Origin of the sequence: Candidatus Blastococcus massiliensis AP3, from assembly GCF_000582785.1 — a bacterium.
In the GTDB taxonomy this organism is placed as follows: Bacteria; Actinomycetota; Actinomycetes; order Mycobacteriales; family Geodermatophilaceae; genus Blastococcus; species Blastococcus massiliensis.
On the sequence record NZ_HG931174.1, the window covers coordinates 640039 to 660214 of the forward strand.

Genomic DNA, 20176 nt, shown 5'->3' on the forward strand with positions numbered 1-20176 from the left:
GCCGGCGCCCCCAGCCCCCCATCGGTGCCCTCCGCGCCCTCGCCGTCGGCGCCGGGCGGCCTGCTGCCGCCGCTGCCCGACCTGCTGAACCCGCCCACGCCGACGTCGCCGAGCCCCACGCCGCCTCCGGTGATCAACGCCCCGCTGCCCCTGGACGTCTGCGTGGACCTCCCGACGGTCCTCCGGCTGGGACGCTGCTGAGGCGGCCGTCTCGGCCGTTCCACCGAGCCCCCGATAGGCTCGTCCTCGTCGGTGCCCCGCTGCGCAGGGCGGGTCGGATCCAGGGAGGACACCGTGTCGCGACTGCCCTTTCGCAGCCGCAAGGACATCCGCCCCGTGGCGCCCGACGAGGTCGGGGGCGACGAGACCCGCGCCCACGTAGCGGGTGCCGCGTCGGCCGCCGCCGCGGACGTCGCCCCGCCGCCGGCGGTCGAGCCCGACCCCACGGCCGCGGCCTTCTTCGACGTCGACAACACGATGATGATGGGCGCCTCGCTCTTCTGGTTCGCCCGTGGTCTGGCCGCCCGCAAGTACTTCTCCACCCGGGACATGGCCGGCTTCGTGTGGCAGCAGGCCAAGTTCCGGATCGGCGGCAACGAGGGCAACCCGGACGACATGCTCACGATCCGGGAGAACGCGCTGGCGTTCGTCGCCGGCCGGCCGGTCTCGGAGATCGTGCAGGCCAGCGAGGAGATCTACGACGAGCTGATGGCCGATCGGATCTGGGCCGGCACGCGGGCGCTCGCCCAGCAGCACCTGGACAACGGTCAGCGCGTCTGGCTCGTCACCGCGACGCCGGTCGAGCTGGCCTCGATCATCGCCCACCGGCTCGGCCTCACCGGCGCGCTCGGCACGGTCGCCGAGGTCGTCGACGGCACGTACACCGGACGGCTGGTCGGCGAGCTCATGCACGGGCCCGCCAAGGCCGAGGCGGTCCTGGCCCTGGCCGAGCGCGAGGGCCTGGACCTGTCGCGCTGCACCGCCTACAGCGACTCGGCGAACGACCTGCCGATGCTGTCGCTGACCGGCACCGCGGTGGCGGTCAACCCGGACACCGAGCTGCGCGCCGTCGCCAAGGCCCGTGGCTGGACGATCCGCGACTTCCGGACCGGTCGCAAGGCCGCCAAGATCGGCATCCCGACGGTGGGCGCCGCAGCGCTCACCGGCGGCCTGGTCGGCGGCGCCATCGCACTCCGCAGGCGCGAGAAGCTCCCCTGGTGACGGGGGTCCTCCGTCAGCCGAAGACGCCCTTGCGGCGCATGAGCAGCTGGTAGAGCGACTGCTGGATGGTCTCGCGCACCTGGTCGGTGAGGTTGAAGACGAGCATCGGGTCCTCGGCCGCCGCCGGGCCGTAGGACGCCGTCTCGATCGGCTCCCCGAAGGCGATCAGCCACTTCGAGGGCAGCGGCACCAGGCCGAGCGGACCGAGCAACGGGAACGTGGGCGTGATCGGGAAGTACGGGAGGCCGAGCAGCCGCGCCGCCGTCTTCGCGTTGCCGATCATCGGGTAGATTTCCTCGGCCCCGACGATCGCGCACGGGATGATCGGCGCCCCGGTGCGCAGGGCGGCGCTCACGAAGCCGCCGCGGCCGAACCGCTGCAGCGTGTAGCGCTCGTGGAACGGCTTGCCGATCCCCTTGAAACCCTCCGGGAAGACGCCGACCAATTCGCCCTCGGTGAGCAGCCGTTCGGCGTCCTCGTTGCAGGCCAGCGTGGTGCCCATCTTGCGCGCGAGGGAGCCGGCGAACGGGATGTCGAAGACCAGGTCGGCGCCGAGCAGGCGCAGCCGGCGCTGCGCCGGGTGCTCGTCGTGCAGCGAGACCGTCGTCATCAGCGCATCGACCGGGATCGTGCCGGAGTGGTTGGCCACGAGCAGCGCCCCGCCGGTCGAGGGCACGTTCTCCAGCCCGAGGCTCTCGACCCGGAACCACTTCTCGAAGAAGGGCCGCAGGATCGGCAGCAGCACGTGGTCGGCGAGGTCGGGGTCGAAGCCGAACTCGTCGGTCTCGTACTCACCCTTGACGCGGCGGCGCACGAAGTCCAGCGCCGCGGCCACCTGGTCCTCCCAGCCGGGGGAGACCGTCGGCGGGACGAACGGTTCGTCGTCGTCGGGCCGCAGCGGGATGACACGGGCCTCAGGCATCGCGCACCGCCCGCAGGCCCGGCGCCGGTGGGGCGGGGTTCAGCCGGTCACCGACGGCGGCGGCGGTGTCGCCCACCCGAGTGAGCGCAGCACGCACCCGTGACGACGACGTCTCGACCAGCCGGGGCGAGATCACCGGTGGGACCGTGCGCGCGTAGTCGGCCAGCGCGTCCGAGGTCGTGTACCGCGGGACGTAGCCGAACTCCGTGCGCAGCTTCGTCGTGTCGACGACGCGGCCGAAGTTGAGGAAGCGCATCTGCTCGGGCGAGTAGTCGACGAAGCCGAAGCGGCGCGACACCCGACCCACCGAGCCCAGCGCGGGCGTGGGCAGCGGCACCTCGATGTGCCCGAGCCGGCGGATCGCCTGCGAGAGCAGCATCGTCCCGGCGCCACCGACGTTCACGGTGCCCACGAAGTCGCCGGTGGTCGCGCGCACGAGGACCGCCAGGGCGTCGTCCTCGTGCAGCAGCTGGACCCGCGCGTCGTAGCCGAGCGCCGTGGGGACGACGGGCATCCGCAGGAAGCCGGTGAGCAGCGAGTCGATCCGCGGGCCGATGAAGTTGGTGAACCGCAGCACCGCGACGTCGACGTCCGGCCGGCGCCGCGCGAACGAGCGCACGTACCCCTCGATGTCGACGCTGTCCTTGGCGAACCCGCCCGACGGGACCTGCCGGGCGTGCATCGTCTCGGTGAAGACGGCGGGGTCGCGCGACGAGGCGCCGTAGACCGCCGTGGTCGACTTGAGCACGAAGCGGCGCACCGACTCGGCACGCTGGCAGGCGGCCAGCAGCTGCATCGTGCCGATGACGTTGAGTTCCTTCATCGGACCGCGCCCGCCGGAGCCGGCCGGGGTCGAGCTGATGTTCATGTGCACGACGGTGTCGACCGACGCCGCCGCGATGACCTTGCCGATCAGCGGGTTGCGGATGTCGGCCCGGACGAACTCCGTGCGGCCGAGCCGGCGCAGCATCGCCGGCGATGGCGGGACGGTGTCGACGCCGATGACCCGTTCGATGGACGGGTCGGCTGCGAGCTCGGCCGCCAGCGCTCCGCCCAGCCACCGGCTGACACCGGTGACGAGCACGACCGCGGGCGGCACGAGCGTCAGCTCACTTCTTGTTGCGGCGCTGGACGCGCGTCTTCTTCAGCAGCTTGCGGTGCTTCTTCTTCGCCATCCGCTTGCGCCGCTTCTTGATGACCGAACCCACGTGGTGCTCCAGACGTCGTGACGACAATGATCGCGCTCGTTCGTGCCCGGGCCGTCGGCCCGGGTCACCCGGCGTCCGAGCGTACCGGCCGTGTCACGACGACGCCGTACTGACCGTCATCCTCCGGCCCGACCCGGCGCCACAGAACGGCGAGGCCCGGCTCCCCAGGGGAACCGGGCCATCGCGTCAGTCGACGATCCGTCGGCGTCGCCTCTCAGGCGATGTCGGTGTAGGCGTCGCGCAGGTAGTCCTGCACGGCGCGCTCCGGGACGCGGAAGGAACGGCCGACGCGGACGGCGGAGAGGTCGCCGGCGTGGACGAGGCGGTACACGGTCATCTTCGAGACGCGCATCATCGCGGCGACCTCGGCGACGGTCAGGAAGGTGACGGCGGCGCGGGGGGCCGGGACGCTGGGACGGCCGACGGGCATGGCGGCCGGGTGGGCGGCGGGCACGGGGCGGGCGACGGCGGACGCCGGCATGGGGCGGCCCATCGGGCGCTGGCCCGGGATACCCGGACGGACGACGGTGGCGGCGTGGCGCTGGGGCATGCTCATGGTTCTCGTCTCCGGACCTAGCTCGAGTCGTGGCGCCGGCTTCCCCACCGGCAACTGAACACGCACGAGCTGACACTGAGCGTAAGGGGACGGACGTGACAGGAGCGATGGATGAATCGAACAGACGGACCGATCCGTCCTGGGCAGATCTGCACCTATGTCGACCCGTCGACAAGTGGTTCGGCGCGTCATCCGACCGGGTGACGACGACACGACACAGCGTGCTCGAAGATCTGGCTTTCCTGCGCTAGCGTGTCCGCCCGCTCGCGCGGAGTGAGCGCAAGGGCGCCGCAGTAGGAACACGGGTCCCCCGCGCCCCGGCTCGGACACCTGGTCCCACAGGCGTCCCGCAGACCTCAGCTGCCGGGGGCGCCGAGCTCCACCGATCGAGCGTGCGCCGCCGCCACGGCTGCGGCCATGGCGGCCCGCACCTCGTGCCGGTCGAGCTCGGCGATCGCCGCGACCGTCGTCCCCCCGGGGCTGCTCACCGCCGCCCGCAGCGCCTCGGGCTCCTGGCCGGAGTCGCGCATCATCACCGCCGCGCCCAGCGCCGTCTGCACGACCAGGTCCGCGGCCAGCTCGCGGGGCACCCCCAGCGCCGCACCGGCGTCGACCATCGCCTCGACCAGGTAGAAGAAGTACGCCGGGCCGCTCCCGGACAACGCGGTGACGGCATCCTGCTGCGGCTCGGGCACCCGCCGCACCTCGCCGACCGCGGCCAGCAGCTCCTCGGCCTCGTCCAGGTGCTCGTCGGTCGCGTGCGCGCCGGCCGAGAGGACGCTCATGCCCTCTTCGACGAGGGCGGGCGTGTTCGGCATGGCCCGCACCACCGGCACCCCCGCCGGCAGCGCCGCCTCGATGCGGGCCGTGGTCACGCCCGCGGCGACCGAGACGACGAGGTGGCCGGGGTCGACGGACGGCGCGAGCGAGCCGAGCACGGCGTCCGCGTCCTGGGGCTTCACCGCCAGCAGCAGCACCCGCGCGCGGGCTGCCGCTCCCTCGAGGTCGGCCAGCTCCACGCCGTAGCGGTCGGCGAGCTCCGCGGCGCGCTCGGCGCTGCGCTCGCAGACGACGACGTCCCCGGCCCCGCTGCGGCGCACCAGCCCCGCGAGCAGCGCCTCCCCGATCCGGCCGCCGCCGATGACGGCCAGGCCGCGGCGCCCGGCGCTCACCGGGACCCGGCCACGTGTCGACGCTGCGTGTCGGTGCGCGCTCTCCACGGCATGGCCTGAACGTTAGTGCGCGGTGTGTGTGCCGCCGGGCCCCCGGGTAGCGGCGCCGACATGGCAGGAGAACTGGACGGGATGAAGGTGGCGGTCCTCGCGACCGACGGCGTCGAGCAGGTCGAGCTGGACCGGCCCTGGCAGGCACTGGAGGAGGCCGGCGCCGAGCCCGAGCTGGTGTCGCTGGAGAGCGGCACGATCACCGCCTACCAGCACATCGACAAGGGCGACACCAAGAAGGTGGACACCACGGTCGCCGACGCCGACCCCGACGTCTACGCCGCGCTGGTGCTGCCCGGCGGCGTCATCAACGGCGACTTCGTGCGGGCCGACGCCGACGCCGTGGCGTTCGTGAAGGCCTTCTTCGAGGCGGGGAAGCCGGTCGCGGCCATCTGCCATGCACCGTGGGTGCTCGCCGAGGCCGACGTCGTCCGGGGCCGGCGGATGACCTCGTGGCCGTCGCTGCAGACCGACCTGCGCAACGCGGGCGCCACCTGGGTGGACGAGGAGGTCGTCGTCGACGGCAACCTGGTGACCAGCCGCAACCCCGACGACCTGGACGCTTTCGGCGCCGCGATCGTGGAGGAGTTCGCCACGGTGCGCGGGGGAGAGGCGCGGGACGGCGCGACCGCGGACGCGTCCGCCTGAGCCGCGGGGCTCAGCGCGTCGCGAGCAGCTGCGCCGCGGGGACGATCGTGAGCAGCGTGCCGGCGAAGACCAGGACCGCCAGCAGCCGCGGACCGACCGGCTCCTCCCCCTGCCGCTGCCGCCACATGCCCACGCCGGCGACCAGGCCGGTCACCGCCAGGGGCACGAGCAGCAGGGCGACGTAGGAAGCCATCTCCCACAGCACGGTGGCGGCGAAGAAGACGCCGACCCCCACGGCCAGCGCGATGACCAGCTCGCCCGCGAAGCGCAGCCAGGCGAGCGCGCTCTCCTGCGGGGTGGCGTCGTCGTCGAGGTCGTCGACGTCGGTGGCCCGGACGACGGGGATCGGGCCGGTGGAGAAGTGCTCGTCCCGCGGGGCGGCCCGCTGCCCGGCCCGGACCGGCCGACCCGTGGCGCGGCCGGTGTCGCGGAGCGGGTCCCGCTCGTCGCGCAGCGCGCCGACGGTGACGTCGGGCAGCGGGGCCGACGGGTGCGGTACGGCCGGTGCCCGCTCCGGCCGGAGGCCGGGGATCGCCGCGGTGGAGGGATCCGCGACGGGGCGGCGGTCGCGGGGCGACGGCGGGGCCGATGGGCGGACCTTCGGAGGAGCCGCGGAGAACCGGGAGGCGCCGGACCGGGCGGCCTCGGGACGTGCGGCCTCGGGACGTGCGGAGCTGCCGCGGGAGGACCGGGCGGCCGGTTCGGCGTCCTCGAGGTCGGTCCTGCGGCGACCGAAGGCCGGGCGCCCGGCCGGTTCGGCGTCGGGACGGCGCTGCCGGATGGGCTGCTCGTCGGGGTCGTCCCAGCGACGCCGCTTCGCGGCCCGGGACGTGTCGATACCGGCCTCGCGCAGGATCTCCGCGAGCGGGCGACCGCCCGTGTCGGGATTCCAGTCCGGTTCGGCCATCACGCCCCTTCCATCGAGTCCAGTCTGCGCAGGATCACGCCCTCGCGCAGCGCCCACGGGCAGATCCGGACGAACGGTACGTCCAGGAGGCGCATGGAGGCGGCAGCGACAGTCGCTCCCGCGGGAACCTGGTGCGCACGGGACGCAGAGACGCCCGGCAGCTCGGCCAGCGCACCCGACTCGATGCGCGACACGAACCGCACCAGCTGGTCCAGACCCGTCAGGGACAGCTCGCGAGGCGTGCGGATGCCGGCCGACGACGGCGCCGCCCCGGTCAGCCGCGCGAGCGTGCGGAACGTCTTGCTGGTCGCCGCCACGAGGTCCGGCGGCCCGGCCGCACGGAGGCGCTCGACCGCGGGCTCGAGCAGGTCGACGGCGTGCCGGTCCAGTGCGGCCAGGGCGCCGAGGTCGGGGCGCCCGCCGGCGAGGGCGTCGGGGAGGAAGCGCCGGGTCATCCGGCCCGCACCCAGGGGGAGCGAGACGGCCACATCGGGCAGTTCGTCGATGCCGACGGCGAGCTCGAGCGAGCCACCCCCGATGTCGAGCACCAGCAGCCGGCCGGCGCTCCAGCCGAACCAGCGGCGGACCGCCAGGAAGGTCAGCCGCGCCTCGTCCTCACCGGTGAGGACCCGCAGCTCCACACCTGTGGACTGCCGGACGCGGTCCAGCACCTCCTCCCCGTTGCGCGCCTCGCGGATCGCCGAGGTCGCCAACGCCATGAACTCGTCGCACCCCTGCTTCTCCGCCTGGTCGCACGCCTCCTGCACCGCCTGCAGGAGCGCTTTCTCGCCGACGCGCGAGAGCACCTCGTCCGGTCCGATGTGCTCGGCCAGGTGCAGCGCCCAGCGGTCGTCGTGCATCGGGGTGGGGTGGGCTCCGCGGTGTGCGTCGACGACGAGGAGGTGGACGGTGTTGGAACCGACGTCGAGCACACCCAGCCGCATCCCCCCAGTCTGCCTGGCCCCCTCCGGAGGCTCACGCCGAGCGGAGCGAGGTGTGAGGGGGAGGGGGTCCCTTATCTAGGCTGGGCGGGTGCCCGACGCCCCACCTCCCGAGGTGGCTCTCGACTTCCCGCGGGAGTGGGTGGAGTTCTCCGATCCCGCCGATCCGGAGCACGTGGTCCGGGCCGACCTCACCTGGCTCACCTCCGCCTGGACGTGCGTCTTCGGCCGGGGCTGCGCCGGCGTCGTCGAGGGCCGTCCCGACGACGGCTGCTGCAGCCACGGCGCCTTCTTCACCGACGAGGACGACCTCGCCCGCGTCACCGCCGCCGTGGCCGACCTCGACGCGACCGACTGGCAGCTCGCCGCCACCGGCCGCGGCGGGTGGACCGAGGAGGACGACGCCGACGACGCCGAGGAGGGTCCCCGGTCGCTCCGCACCCGGGTCGTCGACGGCGCCTGCGTCTTCCTCAACCGACCCGGCTTCCCCGGTGGCGGCGGGTGCGCGCTGCACCGGATGGCGCTGCGCACCGGGCTGCACCCCCTGACCACCAAGCCCGACGTCTGCTGGCAGCTGCCGGTGCGCCGGGAGCAGGAGCACGTGGAGCGGGCCGACGGCACCCGGGTGCTGGTGAGCACCGTGGGCGAGTTCGACCGCCGCGGCTGGGGCCCCGGCGGGCAGGACCTGCACTGGTGGTGCACCGGCTCCCCCACGGCGCACGTCGCGCCGGAGCCGCTCGTGGAGACCTACGCGGCGGAGCTCACCGCGCTCCTCGGCGCGCCGGCCTACGAGGAGCTACGCCGGCTGGCCGAGGCGCGGCTCGACCAGGGTCTCGTGGCCCCCCACCCGGCCAGCCCCCGACCGGTGCCCGTCGAGCTGCTCCGGCACCGCCCCCACGGCTGAGCCGGCGGCCGACGTCCTGAACGTCTGGCGGTAGGCCCGCGGCGAGACCCCGCGGCGGCGGCCGAACTGCTCGCGCAGCCCCGCCGCGGTGCCGAAGCCGACCAGCCGGGCGATCTCCTCGATCGAGGCGTCGGTCTCCTCGAGCAACGCCTCGGCGGCGGAGATCCGCTGCTGCAGCAGCCAGGCGTGCGGCGTCGTCCCCGTCGTGGCCTTGAACCGGCGGGCGAAGGTGCGCGGGCTCATCAGCGCCCGGCGGGCGAGCACCTCGACGCTGATGTCCTGGTCGAGGTGGGCACCGGCCCAGGCGAGGACGGTGCCGAGCAGGTCGTCCTCGCAGCGGGCGACCGGTGCGTCGATGTACTGCGCCTGCCCGCCGTCGCGGTGCGGCGGCACGACCATCTCGCGGGCCAGGGCGTTCGCCGCCGCGGCACCCCACTCGCGCCGGACCAGGTGCAGCATCGTGTCCACGCCCGCGGCGGTCCCGGCGCCGGTGAGGATCCGGCCGTTGTCGACGTAGAGCACCATCGGGTCGACGTCGAGGTCCGGGAAGCGCGCGGCGAGTTCCCCGGCGTAGCGCCAGTGCGTGGCGACCCGCATGCCCTCGAGCAATCCGGCGGCGGCCAGCACGAAGGCGCCGGTGCAGTGGCTGATGATGATCGCGCCGCGGGCGTGCGCCGCCCGGACGGCGTCGAGCAGCGCTTCGGACGGGACGTCCTCGAACAGCTCCCACGCCGTCAGCAGCACGATGTCGGAGCGGTCCAGCCGCTCAAACCCGTGCTCGACGAGGACGCCCATGCCGGTGTCGGTGCGCAGGACGCCCGGCTCCTCGGCGACCACCGCGAAGTCGAACCGGGGCAGCCCCAGGTGCCTGCGGTCGTAGCCGAACACCTCGTTGCACACCCCGAGGCCGAAGCTGCCCACCAGCCCGTCGGCGACGACGGCGCTGACGACGACGGGGCGCTCGGAGCTGTCCTGACCGGCCATGACGGCATCCTGGCAGAAAACCGACGGTAGTGGTCATTCCTGCCACTCGTCCCGGTGATCACCGCCGAGCAGGCTGCTCGCATGTTGCTGATCACCTGCCCCGTCACGGGCACCCGCGCACTGGTGTCGATCGCCGCCGTCCGGTCGATCGTCAACCACCCCGACTCCATCGCCGTCTCCGCCACGTGCCCCGCCTGCGGCCAGGAGCACGTGCACCGGACCGGGCGGCGCCTCGAGAGCGCCCGCCGGGCGGCAGCGCTCGAGGTCGCCGTCCGGCGGGCGGAGGCGCCCACCCCGGCCTAGCATCGAACACATGAGCGAAGACGATGCGAACCAGCCGGCCGCCTCGCCGGAGAAGGACCCCTCCGACTGGGTGACCGGCGACGAGCCGGCCACCGGCGCCCAGAAGAGATACCTCGAGACGCTCGCCCGCAACTCGGACGAGGACGTGCCCGAGGACCTCACCAAGGCCGAGGCCTCCCAGAAGATCGACGAGCTGAAGAACTGACCCAGAACTGAGCCCGAAGGTCGAGCGAGCAGTTCGGCCCCCAGCAGGGGCCCGCCGCGAGCCTGCGAGCGGTGGGGGGCTGGGGGTCCTCTTTCAGGCCTCGAGCTTGTAGCCCAGGCCCCGCACCGTCAGCAGGTACCGGGGGTTGGCGGGGTCGGGCTCGAGCTTGGCCCGCAGCCGCTTGACGTGGACGTCGAGAGTCTTGGTGTCGCCCACGTAGTCCGACCCCCACACCCGGTCGATGAGCTGGGCGCGGGTCAGCACCCGGCCGGCGTTGCGCAGCAGGAACTCCAGGAGGTCGAACTCCTTGAGCGGCAGCGCCACCGGCTGGCCGTCCAGGGCGACGACGTGCCGCTCGACGTCCATCCGCACCGGTCCGGCCTCCAGCACCGCCTCCGAGGACCCCGCCTCGCTCGTCTCGCCACGGCGCCGGAGCACCGCCCGGATGCGGGCGACGAGCTCGCGGGCGGAGTACGGCTTGGTGACGTAGTCGTCGGCGCCCAGTTCCAGGCCGACGACCTTGTCGATCTCGCCGTCCTTGGCGGTCAGCATGATGATCGGCACGCCGCTGCGGGCACGGAGCTGCCGGCAGACCTCGGTGCCCGACAGCCCGGGCAGCATGAGGTCGAGCAGCACGATGTCCGCTCCCCCGCGGTCGAACTCGGCGAGCGCGTCGGGCCCGGTGGCCGCCACGACGGCTTCAAAGCCCTCGCGGCGGAGCATGTAGGAGAGCGCATCGGAGAAGGACTCCTCGTCCTCCACCACCAGCACGCGGGTCATGCGGTCCCCTTCCCGGGGTCGGCGGCGACGGCGTCGCCGGAAGACGGTGCGTCGGGCGCGGGAGCGTCGGCGACCAGGGGGATGCGCAGCGTGAACGTCGAGCCCACCCCCTCCTCGCTCCACACCGTCACCGCGCCGCCGTGGTTGCTGGCGACGTGCTTGACGATGGCCAGGCCCAGCCCGGTGCCGCCGGTGCTGCTGGCCCGGGACTGGTCGACGCGGTAGAAGCGCTCGAACACCCGCTGCCGGTCCTGGCGCGGGATGCCGATGCCGCTGTCGGTGACGGTGATCTCCGCGAACCCGGAGCGGGCGCGGGCGGCCACGGCGATGCGTGACTCCCCGCTGCTGTAAGCGACGGCGTTGGCCAGCAGATTGGTGACCGCGGTGGCCAGCTGGCTCTCCACGCCGCGCACCACGAGGCCCGGCTGTCCGCCGACGGCGATGTCCAGGTTCTTGGCGCGGGCGGCCGTGCGGGTGCGGTCGACCGCCTCCGCCAGCACGCCGTCCACGGCCACGGGGACGAGCTCGGGGAGCGGCTCGCCACCCTGCAGGCGGGAGAGGTCGATGAGTTCCCGGACCAGGTGGGCGAGCCGGTCGGCCTCGTGCGCGATGCGGGCCGCGAACCGCTGCACCGCCTCCGGGTCGTCGGCCGCGCCCTCGATCGCCTCGGCCAGCAGGGCGAGCGCGCCCACCGGCGTCTTCAGCTCGTGCCCGACGTTCGCGACGAAGTCGCGGCGCACCGCCTCGGTGCGGCGGGCCTCGGTGATGTCCTGCAGGACCAGCCCCACCGGTCCCGGCGGCGGCGCCGTGCCGCTGTCCAGCCGCACCCCGTGCACGCTCATCATCCGGGGTCCCGCGCCGACCAGGCTGCCGGGCAGCCGCACCTCGGTGCGGCGCGGCGTCCCGGAGCGGACGGCGTGCGCCACGTCGAGCAGTTCGGGCACGAGCAGCCGCGTGCCGCGGACGATGCCGAGCGCGCGGGCGGCCGGGTTGGCCAGCAGGACGGCGTCGTCGACGTCGACGAGGACCACGGCCGGGTCCATCTGGTCCACCAGCCGGCGGGCCATCGCCGCCTCCGGCAGGGCGCGCACCTGCGGGTCGGGGCGGGGGCCGCCGAAGTCGCGACGGGTCCCGAGCACGACCGTGACGGCCACGGCCCCACCCAGGACGAGGCCCACCACGAGGGCGACCAGCGGACTCACGGTTCCGATGCTAGGTGCGGGGACGGGGCCGACCGGCCCGAACACCTGATCGGGGACCCCCGACGAGGGAGTGTTCATGCTCGTGTGGGTCCGCGTTCACCTGCGCGCGACCGGAGACCCGCGGAACGGGCCTAGGGTCGGTTCCGACCGGCGGCGGCGAGGTGCCGCCCCTCCAGGAGGACGACGTGCGCGACAGCTACCACGAGGAACTCGACGACATCCGCAACTGCCTGGTCGAGATGGCCAACACCGTGGGCTCGCAGATCAGCACTGCCACGACCGCGCTGCTCGACGCCGACGTGGCGCTGGCCGACCTGGTCATCGCCGGTGACGAGCAGATCGACGCCACCCGCGAGAGCATCGACCAGCGCTGCTTCACGCTGCTCGCGCGGCAGCAGCCGGTGGCGACCGACCTGCGCACGATCGTCGTCTCCACCCGCATCGCCAGCGACCTCGAGCGCATGGGCGACCTCGCCGAGCACATCGCGAAGGTGGCGCGGATGCGCTTCCCGGACCACGCCGTGCCGCAGGAGGTCCGCCCGGCGTTCCTCGAGGCGGGCCACGTCGCGGAGATGCTGGTCGCCAAGGCCGGCACCGTGATCGCCACCCGGAACGTCGAGAAGGCCCGCGAGCTCGAGACCGACGACGACGCCATGGACCGGATCCACCGCGGCCTGTTCCGCGAGCTGCTCGCGGACAGCTGGCCGCACGGCGTCGAGACGGCGATCGACGTGACCCTGCTCGGCCGCTACTACGAGCGGTTCGCCGACCACGCCGTCAGCGTCGCTCGCCGCGTCGTCTACCTGGTCACGGGCGAGCGGCACGCTCCCGAGACCACCCAGCCCTGAGCGATGACATGGCGGTCCTCCGGACCGCACCGCGGCCAGGACCCGTACCCCTGCTGCGCTGAGCCCATCCCGCAGCCTCCTCGGGGGACGCTCCGCATCCCCGCTCGTCGGCGCGCCTCGCGGGGCGGCTCCAAGCACTTCCTCGGGGACCCTCGTCAGTGCTTGCCCTGGTTCTTGACGGCCTCGATGGCGGCGGCAGCAGCGGCCGGGTCGAGGTACTCGCCGCCGGGCTTCACCGGTCGCAGGTCGTCGTCCAGGTCGTAGCGCAGCGGCACGCCGGTCGGGATGTTGAGGCCGACGACCTCGTCGTCGCCCATGCCGTCGAGGTGCTTCACGAGCGCCCGCAGGCTGTTGCCGTGCGCGGCGACGAGCACCGTCCGGCCCTCCCGCAGGTCCGGGACGATCGCGTCGTACCAGTACGGCAGCATCCGGACCACGACGTCCTCGAGGCACTCGGTGGCGGGCCGGGCCTCCGGCGGCAGGAACGAGTAGCGGGCGTCGCCGTCCTGGCTGTACTCGTCACCGGGGTCGATCGGCGGCGGCGGGGTGTCGTAGGACCGGCGCCAGGTCATGAACTGCTCCTCGCCGTACTCCGCGAGGGTGGCAGCCTTGTCCTTGCCCTGCAGGGCGCCGTAGTGCCGCTCGTTGAGCCGCCAGGAGCGCTTCACGGGGATCCACTGCCGGTCGGCCTCGTGCAGGGCCAGCTCGGCGGTCATGATCGCCCGGCGGAGCAGGGAGGTGTGCGCGACGTCGGGCAGCAGCCCCTGCTCGGCCAGCAGCTGGCCACCGCGGGCGGCCTCGACGCGCCCCTTGTCCGTCAGGGGCACGTCGACCCAGCCGGTGAACAGGTTGGCCTTGTTCCACTCGCTCTCGCCGTGGCGGAGCAGCACGAGGGTTCCCGTAGAAGTCACCCGCTCATCCTGCCCGAACGCCCCGCGGCCGCAGCGCGAGCCCGGTTCACGCGACGCTCCGGCGGTCGTCCACCCCGTCGCCGTGCTCCCCCTGTGCGGCGCGCACGGCCGCCGCGACGAGCTCACCCGCGGCGCGCAGCTGTGCCTCGTTGTGCGTCGCCATGACGGTCAGCCGGAGCACCCCCCGTCCGCGCGGGACCGCCGGGTAGGCGACGGCGTTGGTGTAGACGCCGTTGTCGAAGGCCGTCCGCCAGGCCGCACCGGTGGCCTCGTCGGAGCCGGTCGGAACGGCGACCACCGCACCTCGGCCCTCGATCGGCCGGGCGCCGGCGTCGGTGAGCACGCGGCGCAGCAACGCGCAGTTGTCCTGCAGGCGGGAGATCCGCTCCGGCTCGGCCCGCATGATCCGCACAGCGGTGAGAGCGGCGGCGACCGAGGCCGGGTCGTTGGCGGCGCTGAAGACGTAGGGCATCGCCGCGGCCCGGATGCCGTCGGCGGCGGCGCGGGTGGTCATGATCGCGCCGCCCACGCTGGCCAGCGACTTGCTGAGCGCGATCGTCACCGCATCCACGTCGTCCAGGACGCCGAGCTCCTCGCCGGCACCCCGCCCGCCGTCGCCCAGCACCCCGAGCCCGTGGGCCTCGTCCACCACCAGCCGGGCGCCGTGGCGCGCGCAGAGGTCGGTGATCTCCCGGAGCGGCGCGAGCTCGCCGGTCATCGAGTAGACGCCGTCCACGACGACCACCGCACCGGCCCGCGGGTCCAGCTGCTGCAACCGCGAGGCGAGTGACTCCAGGTCGTTGTGCGACCAGCGGACCACCTGGCCGCGGCTGGCCGCGGCCGCGGCGTGCAGGCTCGCGTGCACGTGCGCGTCGACGAGCAGCACGTCGTCGGGGGTGCAGATCGTCGACAGCAGCGCGACGTTGGCGTTGACCCCCGACGAGGTCAGGACCGCGGCCTCGGTGCCGTACAGGTCGGCGAGCTCCTCCTCCAGCTGCAGGTGCAGCCGGGTGGTGCCGTTGAGCACGCGGCTGCCCGAGGCGCTGGTGCCGTACCGGCGCAGAGCCTCGGTCGCCGACTCGACCACGCGCCGGTCGCCGGCGAGGCCGAGGTAGTTGCCCGTGCCCAGGTTGACGCGGTCCCGGCCGTCGGCGTACCGGGTCACCGGTAGCGGCGCACCCCCGGTGGGCACGGCGGCCGACGCCGAGCCGGGGTGCCGCGGATCGCGGAGCAGTGCGGCGAGCGGGTTCTCGTGCAACGGCGCGAACGGGTCGCGACGGCCGCGCAGTGCGGCGGGCAGGTCAGAGCGGGCGGCGACGAGGCCGTCGGTCACAGGTGGTTCTCCCCCGGTACGTCCGCGCGGCGCTCCCCTGGCCCGCACGCGACCCGGTCAGCCTCGGTATCCGGTCACTCAGCGTCAACATCGTGGGCCGACGTCACCGGGACAGGTGGACCTCGTTCACCCGATCGCGGCGCCCAGGTAGCCAGACGAGCACGACGACGACGGCGATCGCCCCGGCGGCCGCCGTTCCCACGGCGGTGACGTGCATGGCGTCGACGAAGGCCTCGCGGGCCGGCTGCACCAGCCCGGCAGCAGCCTCGGCGACCTGGGGGTCGTCCCCGGCCTGCAGCTCGCCGATCACCGAGAGGGTGCCCACGATCGACTCCCCCGCCCGCTCCTGGACGCTCTCCGGCAGCACGTCGGTGGCATCGCCCAGGAACGCGGTGTAGGAGCCGGCCAGGACCGAGCCGAGGATGGCCACCCCCAGCGCGCCGCCGACCTGGCGGACGGAGTTGTTCACCGCCGCACCCGCGCCGGCCTTCTCCCGCGGGACGACGGACATGATCGACTCGGTGGCCGGCGCCATCACCATCCCCATGCCCGCGCCCTGGACCGACAGGATCGCGAGCAGCAGCCACAACGACGAGTCGGCGCCCAGCAGCTGGAAGCCCAGGAACGACAGCGTGATCATCGCGAATCCGGTGGCGCACACGGCCTTGGCACCGAACCGCTCCACCAGGACCGAGCTGCGCGGCGCCATGATCGCCATGCCGAGCGCCACCGGGATGAGCGCGGCGCCGGCCTGGAACGGGCTGTAGCCCAGCACGCCCTGCAGGTAGTAGACGAGGTAGAACGTCGCGCCGAGCAGGGCGAAGAAGTTCAGCCCGAGCGCGCCGGCCGCGGCCGAGAACGCCGGGTTGCGGAACAGCGAGACGTCCAGCGCCGGGTGGGCCGAGCGCCGCTGGAGCTGCACGAACAGGGCCAGGAGCAGCAGCCCGCCGACGAGCGGGACGAGCACGCCGGGCGTCGTCCACCCGGCGCCCTCGCCGCCGCGGATGATGCCGTAGACCAGCCCGGCGAGCGCCACGATCGACAGCAGGACGCCGGGGACGTCCACGCGGCCCGGCGAGGGGTCCTTCGACTCCGGGACGATCGCCAGGACCCCGACGATGCCGAGCAGCGCCACCGGCACCCCGATGAGGAACACCGCGCCCCACCAGAAGTGCTCGAGCACCGCACCGCCGGCCAGCGGGCCGCCCGCGACGGCGATGCCGGCCGTGCCCGCCCACACGCCGATGGCCCGGCCGCGCTCGGGGCCGGGGAAGACGTTGGTGATGACGGCGAGGGTGGTCGGCTGCACGGCCGCTCCGCCGATGCCCATGACCGCACGCCACCCGATCAGCTCGGCGGGGCTGTCGCTCAGCGCGGCGAGGACCGAGCCCACCGCGAAGATCGACAGCCCGATGACCAGGACCCGGCGGCGCCCGATGCGGTCACCGATGACGCCCCAGGAGAACAGCAGCCCGGCGAACACGAGGATGTAGGCGTCCACCGCCCACTGGAGCTCGGCCTGGGTGGCGCCGAGGTCGCGCTGCAGCGTCGGCAGGGCGACGTTGAGGATCGTGTTGCCCATGATCACCACGAGCAGGCACACCGTCATGGTGGCGAGCACCCACCACCGGCGGGCGTAGCCGGGAGGAGCCTCCTCGGCCGTGGTGCGGTCCGTCGTCACTCCCCGCCGGCGCGACCGGCGCTGCTCCCGTCGTCCTCCGCGCGACGGCTGGGATCGGCGAAGGCGGCGAACGCCTCCAGGTTCCGCAGGGACTCGCCCCGCTTCACCCGCCAGTCCCACTCGCGGCGGATCGACGTGCCGAAGCCGATCTCGAGCATGGTGTTGAAGTGGTCGTCGGCGTAGCTGAGCACCGAGCCGAGGATGCGGTCGAGCTCCTCCGGCGTCACCGCGGCGTGCGGCAGCCGGCCGGTCAGGTACACGTCACCGACGTTGTCGATGGAGTACGAGACGCCGTACATCCGGGCGTTGTGCTGCAGCAGGAAGGTCCAGAGCTGCTCGCGGTTCTCGTCGGGCTGGCGGCAGACGAAGGCCTCCACGCGCAGCGCGTGCTCCCCGACGCTGAGCCCGCAGACGGTCTTGAGCTTCTTCGTGCCGGGGAGGTCGACCAGCCAGGTCCCCGGCGCGGGGTGCTCGTGCACCAGCTCGGCCTCGCGCAGCGTCCGCTCGATGACGGCGTCGAGCTCCTCCGTGCTCCGGCTCCCCGGCGCGCTCATCGGGCCACCTGCACGCTCGGGAGCACGCGCAGCGGGGCGAGGAGCCGCTCGCGGGCCGGGCGGGCGGGCGCGGTCGCCATGTCGCGGGCCGCGGCGGTGTAGGCCTCGACGAGCGCGTCCGCGGTGCGGTCCCAGGAGAACCGGCCGGCGTGCCGGCGGGCACCGGCCGCGAGCAGCTCCCGGCGCGCCAGGACGGCGCGCACCGCGGTCGCGTAGTCGCCGGGATCGTGCCCGGCGACCAGGACGCCGGAGACGCCGTCGTGCACCGCCGTCGGCAGCCCGCCCACGGCCGCGGCCACCACGGGTGTGCCGCAGGCCTGCGACTCCAGCGCCACCAGGCCGAAGGACTCGTTGTGGCTCGGGACGACGGTCACGTCGGCCGCGCGGTAGTGGTCGGCCAGCCGCTCGGGGGGCTGCGGTGGGAAGAACGTCACGACGTCGGCGATGCCGAGGGAACCGGCCAGCTTCTGGAGCTGCTCGGGGGCGTCGAGACCGGAGCCGCTGGGGGCGCCCACGACGTGGACGCGGAGCCGGCTCCGCAGGGCGGGGTCGTCGACGAGCAGCTGCGCCGCCGCGTGCAGCAGGACGTCGGGAGCCTTGAGCGGCTGGATCCGGCCGACGAAGAGCAGGACGACGGCGTCCTCCGGCATCCCCACGGCGCGCCGGGCGGCGGCCCGCGAGCCGGGTGCGAACCGGTCGAGGTCGACGCCCGGAGGGACGACGAGGGTCCGTGCGGGATCGGCGCCGTAGAGGCGCACGAGCTGGCGGGCCTCCTCGTCGGTGTTGGCGATGAGCCGGTCGGCCTCGGCCACCACCTGCTCCTCGCCGATGACGCGGGCCCGCGGCTCGGGCCGGTCGCCGTCCGCCAGCGCCTCGTTCTTGACCTTGGCCAGAGTGTGCGCGGTGTGGATCAGCGGCACGCTCCACCGGTCGCGGGCCAGCCAGCCGACCTGCCCGGACAGCCAGTAGTGGGAGTGCACGACGTCGTAGTACCCCGGCTCGTGCTGGGCCTCCTCGCGCAGCACGGCGGCGGTGAAGGCGCAGAGCTGCGCGGGGAGCTCCTCCTTGCCGAGCCCCTCGAAGGGGCCGGCGTTCACGTGCCGGACGGTGACGCCGGGGCTCATCTCGACGACGGGCGGCAGGTCGCTGGAGGTGGCGCGGGTGAAGATGTCGACCGCGATGCCGCGGGCGGCCAGACGGCGGGACGCCTCGACGATGTAGACGTTCATGCCGCCGGCGTCGCCGGCGCCGGGCTGGTCGAGCGGGCTGGTGTGCACCGAGAGCGTGGCCACCCGCCGGGGCGTGCCGGTGCGGAACGCGCGGTGAGCGGGCACGTGCGTTCCTCCCGCTCTGCTGTTCCCGTGGTCCGGACCGTTCGAGGGGGCAACGTCGGCAACCCCTGTCGGTCTTCCATCCTGCAACAGCGTCAGGATGACCACATGTCAGGAGCCGTTCCTCTCACCCGTACCGGTGCCCGCGAGCTGCCCGGCTCGGGCCGCACCGCCGTCGTCACCGGGGCGTCCAGCGGGATCGGGGCGGCCACCGCCGCCCGGCTCGCGGCCGAGGGTTTCGACGTCGTCCTCGGTGCGCGGCGACTGGACCGGCTCGAGGAGCTGGCGGCCTCGATCGGGGGCCGGGCGCTGCAGCTGGACGTCACCGACGCAGGCTCGGTCGAGGCGTTCGCCGCCGCGCTGGACCGGGTGGACGTGCTGGTCAACAACGCCGGCGGGGCGTTCGATGCGAACCCCGTGGCCGAGGCGGACCTCGACTCGTGGGCGCGGACCTACGAGGTGAACGTGCTCGGCACGGTGCGGCTGACCAAGGCGCTGCTCCCCGCGCTGATCGCCTCGGGAGCCGGGGACGTGCTGTTCGTCGGCTCCACGGCGGGGTTGACCACCTACGAGAACGGGAGCTCGTACACGGCGGCCAAGCACGGCGAGCACGCCCTCGCCGGGGCGCTGCGCCTGGAACTGGTCGGCGAACCGGTGCGCGTCATCGAGGTCGCGCCCGGGATGGTGCACACGGAGGAGTTCTCGCTCAACCGGCTGGGCTCGGCCGACCAGGCGGACGCGGTCTACCGCGGGGTGCGGGAGCCGCTGGTGGCCGAGGACGTCGCCGACTGCATCGCCTGGGCGCTGACCCGCCCGCACCACGTGAACGTGGATCTGCTCGTCGTCCGCCCCCGCGCCCAGGCCGCGCAGCACAAGGTCCACCGCGAGGGGGGCTGATCCCGGTGGACGAACTGGCCGCTCTCGACATCGCGGCCGATGACCTGCTGGTGCGGCTGGCGGCCGTCCTGCCGGAGCACCTGGACCGGCCCAGCGCGTGTCCGGGCTGGTCGGTCTTCGACCTGGTGAACCACGTCAACGGCGGGGGTCACCGCTACCTGCTGCTCCTGGGCGGCGCCGCCGCCGACGAGCTCACCGCGACCCGCACCCAGGACCACGTCCGACCCGACCCCGTCGCCGCCTGCCGGCGCTGGCAGGAACCCCTGGCCGCGGCGTTCGCCGAGCCGGGGGCCCTCGACCGCGTGGTGCACCACCCGGCGGGCGACCGCTCGGGACGGGACCTGCTCCGCATGCGGACGCTCGACCTGGCGCTGCACGCCTGGGACCTCGCCACCTCGCTCGGCCTGGACGACGCCCTGGACCCGTCCCTCGGCGAGCACCTGCTGGCGCACGGCGCCGGCCTGGTCGAGGAGCTGCGCGGGCTCGGGATGTACGCCCAGCCGGGCGTCGACGACGGCGGTCCCGCCCAGCTCCGGCTGCTCCGGCTGACGGGGAGGGCCTGAGGCCCGCCGTACTGCAGCGGAAGCCGCGGTAGACGGCGGCTCTCGCTACCGCAC

The 20176-nt window shown here is 74.0% G+C and carries 23 protein-coding genes and 1 pseudogene; 9 read left to right on the forward strand and 15 right to left on the reverse strand.

What is annotated here, in order from left to right; all coding sequences use genetic code 11:
• Positions 1 to 201 (forward strand): annotated as a pseudogene (locus BN344_RS20275) (hypothetical protein); the annotation flags it as partial.
• Positions 202 to 294: 93 nt separating this feature from the next.
• Positions 295 to 1221, forward strand: coding sequence for an HAD family hydrolase (locus tag BN344_RS11550; protein WP_040338612.1), 927 nt, complete (start codon positions 295 to 297; stop codon positions 1219 to 1221).
• A 13-nt stretch (positions 1222 to 1234) separates the two neighbouring features.
• On the opposite strand, the gene BN344_RS11555 is transcribed toward BN344_RS11550, so the two are convergent.
• The 5 genes from BN344_RS11555 to proC all read right to left on the reverse strand — a co-directional run bounded on the left by BN344_RS11555 (position 1235) and on the right by proC (position 5079).
• Positions 1235 to 2143: a lysophospholipid acyltransferase family protein gene (locus BN344_RS11555; RefSeq protein ID WP_040338613.1), complete on the reverse strand. Its 909-nt coding sequence runs from the start codon at positions 2141 to 2143 to the stop codon at positions 1235 to 1237.
• Positions 2136 to 3242, reverse strand: a complete 1107-nt coding sequence (locus tag BN344_RS11560) for an NAD-dependent epimerase/dehydratase family protein (RefSeq protein WP_040338614.1) — start codon at positions 3240 to 3242, stop codon at positions 2136 to 2138. The genes BN344_RS11555 and BN344_RS11560 overlap by 8 nt, the downstream gene beginning before the upstream one ends.
• A gap of 10 nt (positions 3243 to 3252) precedes the next feature.
• The gene (locus BN344_RS19560) at positions 3253 to 3351 is read right to left on the reverse strand and encodes a 30S ribosomal protein bS22 (protein ID WP_012854759.1); all 99 of its coding nucleotides are present in this window, start codon (positions 3349 to 3351) and stop codon (positions 3253 to 3255) included.
• A gap of 214 nt (positions 3352 to 3565) precedes the next feature.
• Positions 3566 to 3907: a helix-turn-helix domain-containing protein gene (locus BN344_RS21270; protein WP_170977723.1), complete on the reverse strand. Its 342-nt coding sequence runs from the start codon at positions 3905 to 3907 to the stop codon at positions 3566 to 3568.
• Positions 3908 to 4263: 356 nt separating this feature from the next.
• Positions 4264 to 5079, reverse strand: coding sequence for a pyrroline-5-carboxylate reductase (proC, locus tag BN344_RS11570; protein WP_081788561.1), 816 nt, complete (start codon positions 5077 to 5079; stop codon positions 4264 to 4266).
• A 111-nt stretch (positions 5080 to 5190) separates the two neighbouring features.
• Between proC and BN344_RS11575 the strand changes: the two genes are divergently transcribed.
• Positions 5191 to 5778 carry a type 1 glutamine amidotransferase domain-containing protein gene (locus BN344_RS11575; RefSeq protein WP_040338615.1) on the forward strand — a complete coding sequence of 196 codons (588 nt, stop codon included), beginning with the start codon at positions 5191 to 5193 and terminating at the stop codon, positions 5776 to 5778.
• A gap of 10 nt (positions 5779 to 5788) precedes the next feature.
• On the opposite strand, the gene BN344_RS21035 is transcribed toward BN344_RS11575, so the two are convergent.
• Positions 5789 to 6685, reverse strand: coding sequence for a hypothetical protein (locus BN344_RS21035; protein WP_040339143.1), 897 nt, complete (start codon positions 6683 to 6685; stop codon positions 5789 to 5791).
• Positions 6685 to 7629, reverse strand: a complete 945-nt coding sequence (locus BN344_RS11585; RefSeq protein ID WP_040338616.1) for a Ppx/GppA family phosphatase — start codon at positions 7627 to 7629, stop codon at positions 6685 to 6687. The genes BN344_RS21035 and BN344_RS11585 overlap by 1 nt, the downstream gene beginning before the upstream one ends.
• Positions 7630 to 7717: 88 nt before the next feature.
• Between BN344_RS11585 and BN344_RS11590 the strand changes: the two genes are divergently transcribed.
• Positions 7718 to 8530 carry a hypothetical protein gene (locus BN344_RS11590; RefSeq protein WP_081788562.1) on the forward strand — a complete coding sequence of 271 codons (813 nt, stop codon included), beginning with the start codon at positions 7718 to 7720 and terminating at the stop codon, positions 8528 to 8530.
• On the opposite strand, the gene BN344_RS11595 is transcribed toward BN344_RS11590, so the two are convergent.
• Complete coding sequence (locus tag BN344_RS11595; protein ID WP_040338618.1) at positions 8423 to 9514, reverse strand: helix-turn-helix domain-containing protein; 1092 nt, start codon at positions 9512 to 9514, stop codon at positions 8423 to 8425. The genes BN344_RS11590 and BN344_RS11595 overlap by 108 nt on opposite strands.
• A gap of 81 nt (positions 9515 to 9595) precedes the next feature.
• Between BN344_RS11595 and BN344_RS11600 the strand changes: the two genes are divergently transcribed.
• Together BN344_RS11600 and BN344_RS11605 are read left to right on the forward strand one after the other, a co-directional pair.
• A complete protein-coding gene (locus BN344_RS11600; RefSeq protein ID WP_040339144.1) occupies positions 9596 to 9817 on the forward strand; it encodes a hypothetical protein in 222 nt (73 codons plus the stop codon).
• 10 nt (positions 9818 to 9827) lie between these two features.
• Positions 9828 to 10022: a DUF3072 domain-containing protein gene (locus BN344_RS11605; protein WP_040338619.1), complete on the forward strand. Its 195-nt coding sequence runs from the start codon at positions 9828 to 9830 to the stop codon at positions 10020 to 10022.
• A 93-nt stretch (positions 10023 to 10115) separates the two neighbouring features.
• Here BN344_RS11605 and BN344_RS11610 read toward each other — a convergent pair whose 3' ends face one another.
• Entirely contained in the window at positions 10116 to 10802 is a 687-nt protein-coding gene (locus BN344_RS11610) for a response regulator transcription factor (RefSeq protein WP_040338620.1), read from the reverse strand.
• Entirely contained in the window at positions 10799 to 12004 is a 1206-nt protein-coding gene (locus tag BN344_RS11615; protein ID WP_040339145.1) for a sensor histidine kinase, read from the reverse strand. Before BN344_RS11615 ends, BN344_RS11610 begins: the two co-directional genes overlap by 4 nt.
• A 185-nt stretch (positions 12005 to 12189) precedes the next feature.
• On the opposite strand from BN344_RS11615, the gene phoU reads away from it, so the two are divergent.
• Positions 12190 to 12852, forward strand: a complete 663-nt coding sequence (gene phoU, locus BN344_RS11620; RefSeq protein WP_040339146.1) for a phosphate signaling complex protein PhoU — start codon at positions 12190 to 12192, stop codon at positions 12850 to 12852.
• Positions 12853 to 13007: 155 nt separating this feature from the next.
• Here the strand turns inward: phoU and BN344_RS11625 are convergent, their stop codons facing one another.
• The 5 genes from BN344_RS11625 to mshA all read right to left on the reverse strand — a co-directional run bounded on the left by BN344_RS11625 (position 13008) and on the right by mshA (position 18665).
• Positions 13008 to 13763, reverse strand: a complete 756-nt coding sequence (locus BN344_RS11625; RefSeq protein ID WP_040338621.1) for a phosphoglyceromutase — start codon at positions 13761 to 13763, stop codon at positions 13008 to 13010.
• 46 nt (positions 13764 to 13809) lie between these two features.
• The gene (locus BN344_RS11630; protein ID WP_051515813.1) at positions 13810 to 15096 is read right to left on the reverse strand and encodes an aminotransferase class I/II-fold pyridoxal phosphate-dependent enzyme; all 1287 of its coding nucleotides are present in this window, start codon (positions 15094 to 15096) and stop codon (positions 13810 to 13812) included.
• A 103-nt stretch (positions 15097 to 15199) separates the two neighbouring features.
• Positions 15200 to 16777: an MFS transporter gene (locus BN344_RS11635; protein ID WP_040338622.1), complete on the reverse strand. Its 1578-nt coding sequence runs from the start codon at positions 16775 to 16777 to the stop codon at positions 15200 to 15202.
• On the reverse strand, positions 16774 to 17331 hold the full coding sequence (locus BN344_RS11640) for a YbjN domain-containing protein (protein ID WP_040338623.1): 558 nt from the start codon (positions 17329 to 17331) through the stop codon (positions 16774 to 16776). The genes BN344_RS11635 and BN344_RS11640 overlap by 4 nt, the downstream gene beginning before the upstream one ends.
• Entirely contained in the window at positions 17328 to 18665 is a 1338-nt protein-coding gene (mshA, locus tag BN344_RS11645; RefSeq protein WP_040338624.1) for a D-inositol-3-phosphate glycosyltransferase, read from the reverse strand. The genes BN344_RS11640 and mshA overlap by 4 nt, the downstream gene beginning before the upstream one ends.
• Positions 18666 to 18770: 105 nt before the next feature.
• Here mshA and BN344_RS11650 point away from each other — a divergent pair, with 105 nt between their 5' ends.
• Together BN344_RS11650 and BN344_RS11655 are read left to right on the forward strand one after the other, a co-directional pair.
• On the forward strand, positions 18771 to 19559 hold the full coding sequence (locus tag BN344_RS11650; RefSeq protein ID WP_051515814.1) for an SDR family oxidoreductase: 789 nt from the start codon (positions 18771 to 18773) through the stop codon (positions 19557 to 19559).
• A gap of 5 nt (positions 19560 to 19564) precedes the next feature.
• Positions 19565 to 20122, forward strand: a complete 558-nt coding sequence (locus BN344_RS11655; protein ID WP_051515815.1) for a TIGR03086 family metal-binding protein — start codon at positions 19565 to 19567, stop codon at positions 20120 to 20122.
• Positions 20123 to 20176 lie beyond the last annotated feature (54 nt).

Excerpts from the sequence above, each read along its gene's own strand:
- BN344_RS11605 (WP_040338619.1), top strand. The coding sequence starts at position 9,828 with ATGAGCGAAGACGATGCGAACCAGCCGGCCGCCTCGCCGGAGAAGGAC.
- BN344_RS11585 (WP_040338616.1), bottom strand. The coding sequence starts at position 7,629 with ATGCGGCTGGGTGTGCTCGACGTCGGTTCCAACACCGTCCACCTCCTC.
- BN344_RS11640 (WP_040338623.1), bottom strand. The coding sequence starts at position 17,331 with ATGAGCGCGCCGGGGAGCCGGAGCACGGAGGAGCTCGACGCCGTCATC.
- BN344_RS21270 (WP_170977723.1), bottom strand. The coding sequence starts at position 3,907 with ATGAGCATGCCCCAGCGCCACGCCGCCACCGTCGTCCGTCCGGGTATC.
- BN344_RS11600 (WP_040339144.1), top strand. The coding sequence starts at position 9,596 with ATGTTGCTGATCACCTGCCCCGTCACGGGCACCCGCGCACTGGTGTCG.
- BN344_RS11595 (WP_040338618.1), bottom strand. The coding sequence starts at position 9,514 with ATGGCCGGTCAGGACAGCTCCGAGCGCCCCGTCGTCGTCAGCGCCGTC.
- BN344_RS11610 (WP_040338620.1), bottom strand. The coding sequence starts at position 10,802 with ATGACCCGCGTGCTGGTGGTGGAGGACGAGGAGTCCTTCTCCGATGCG.
- BN344_RS11555 (WP_040338613.1), bottom strand. The coding sequence starts at position 2,143 with ATGCCTGAGGCCCGTGTCATCCCGCTGCGGCCCGACGACGACGAACCG.
- BN344_RS21035 (WP_040339143.1), bottom strand. The coding sequence starts at position 6,685 with ATGGCCGAACCGGACTGGAATCCCGACACGGGCGGTCGCCCGCTCGCG.
- BN344_RS11650 (WP_051515814.1), top strand. The coding sequence starts at position 18,771 with ATGTCAGGAGCCGTTCCTCTCACCCGTACCGGTGCCCGCGAGCTGCCC.
- BN344_RS11575 (WP_040338615.1), top strand. The coding sequence starts at position 5,191 with ATGGCAGGAGAACTGGACGGGATGAAGGTGGCGGTCCTCGCGACCGAC.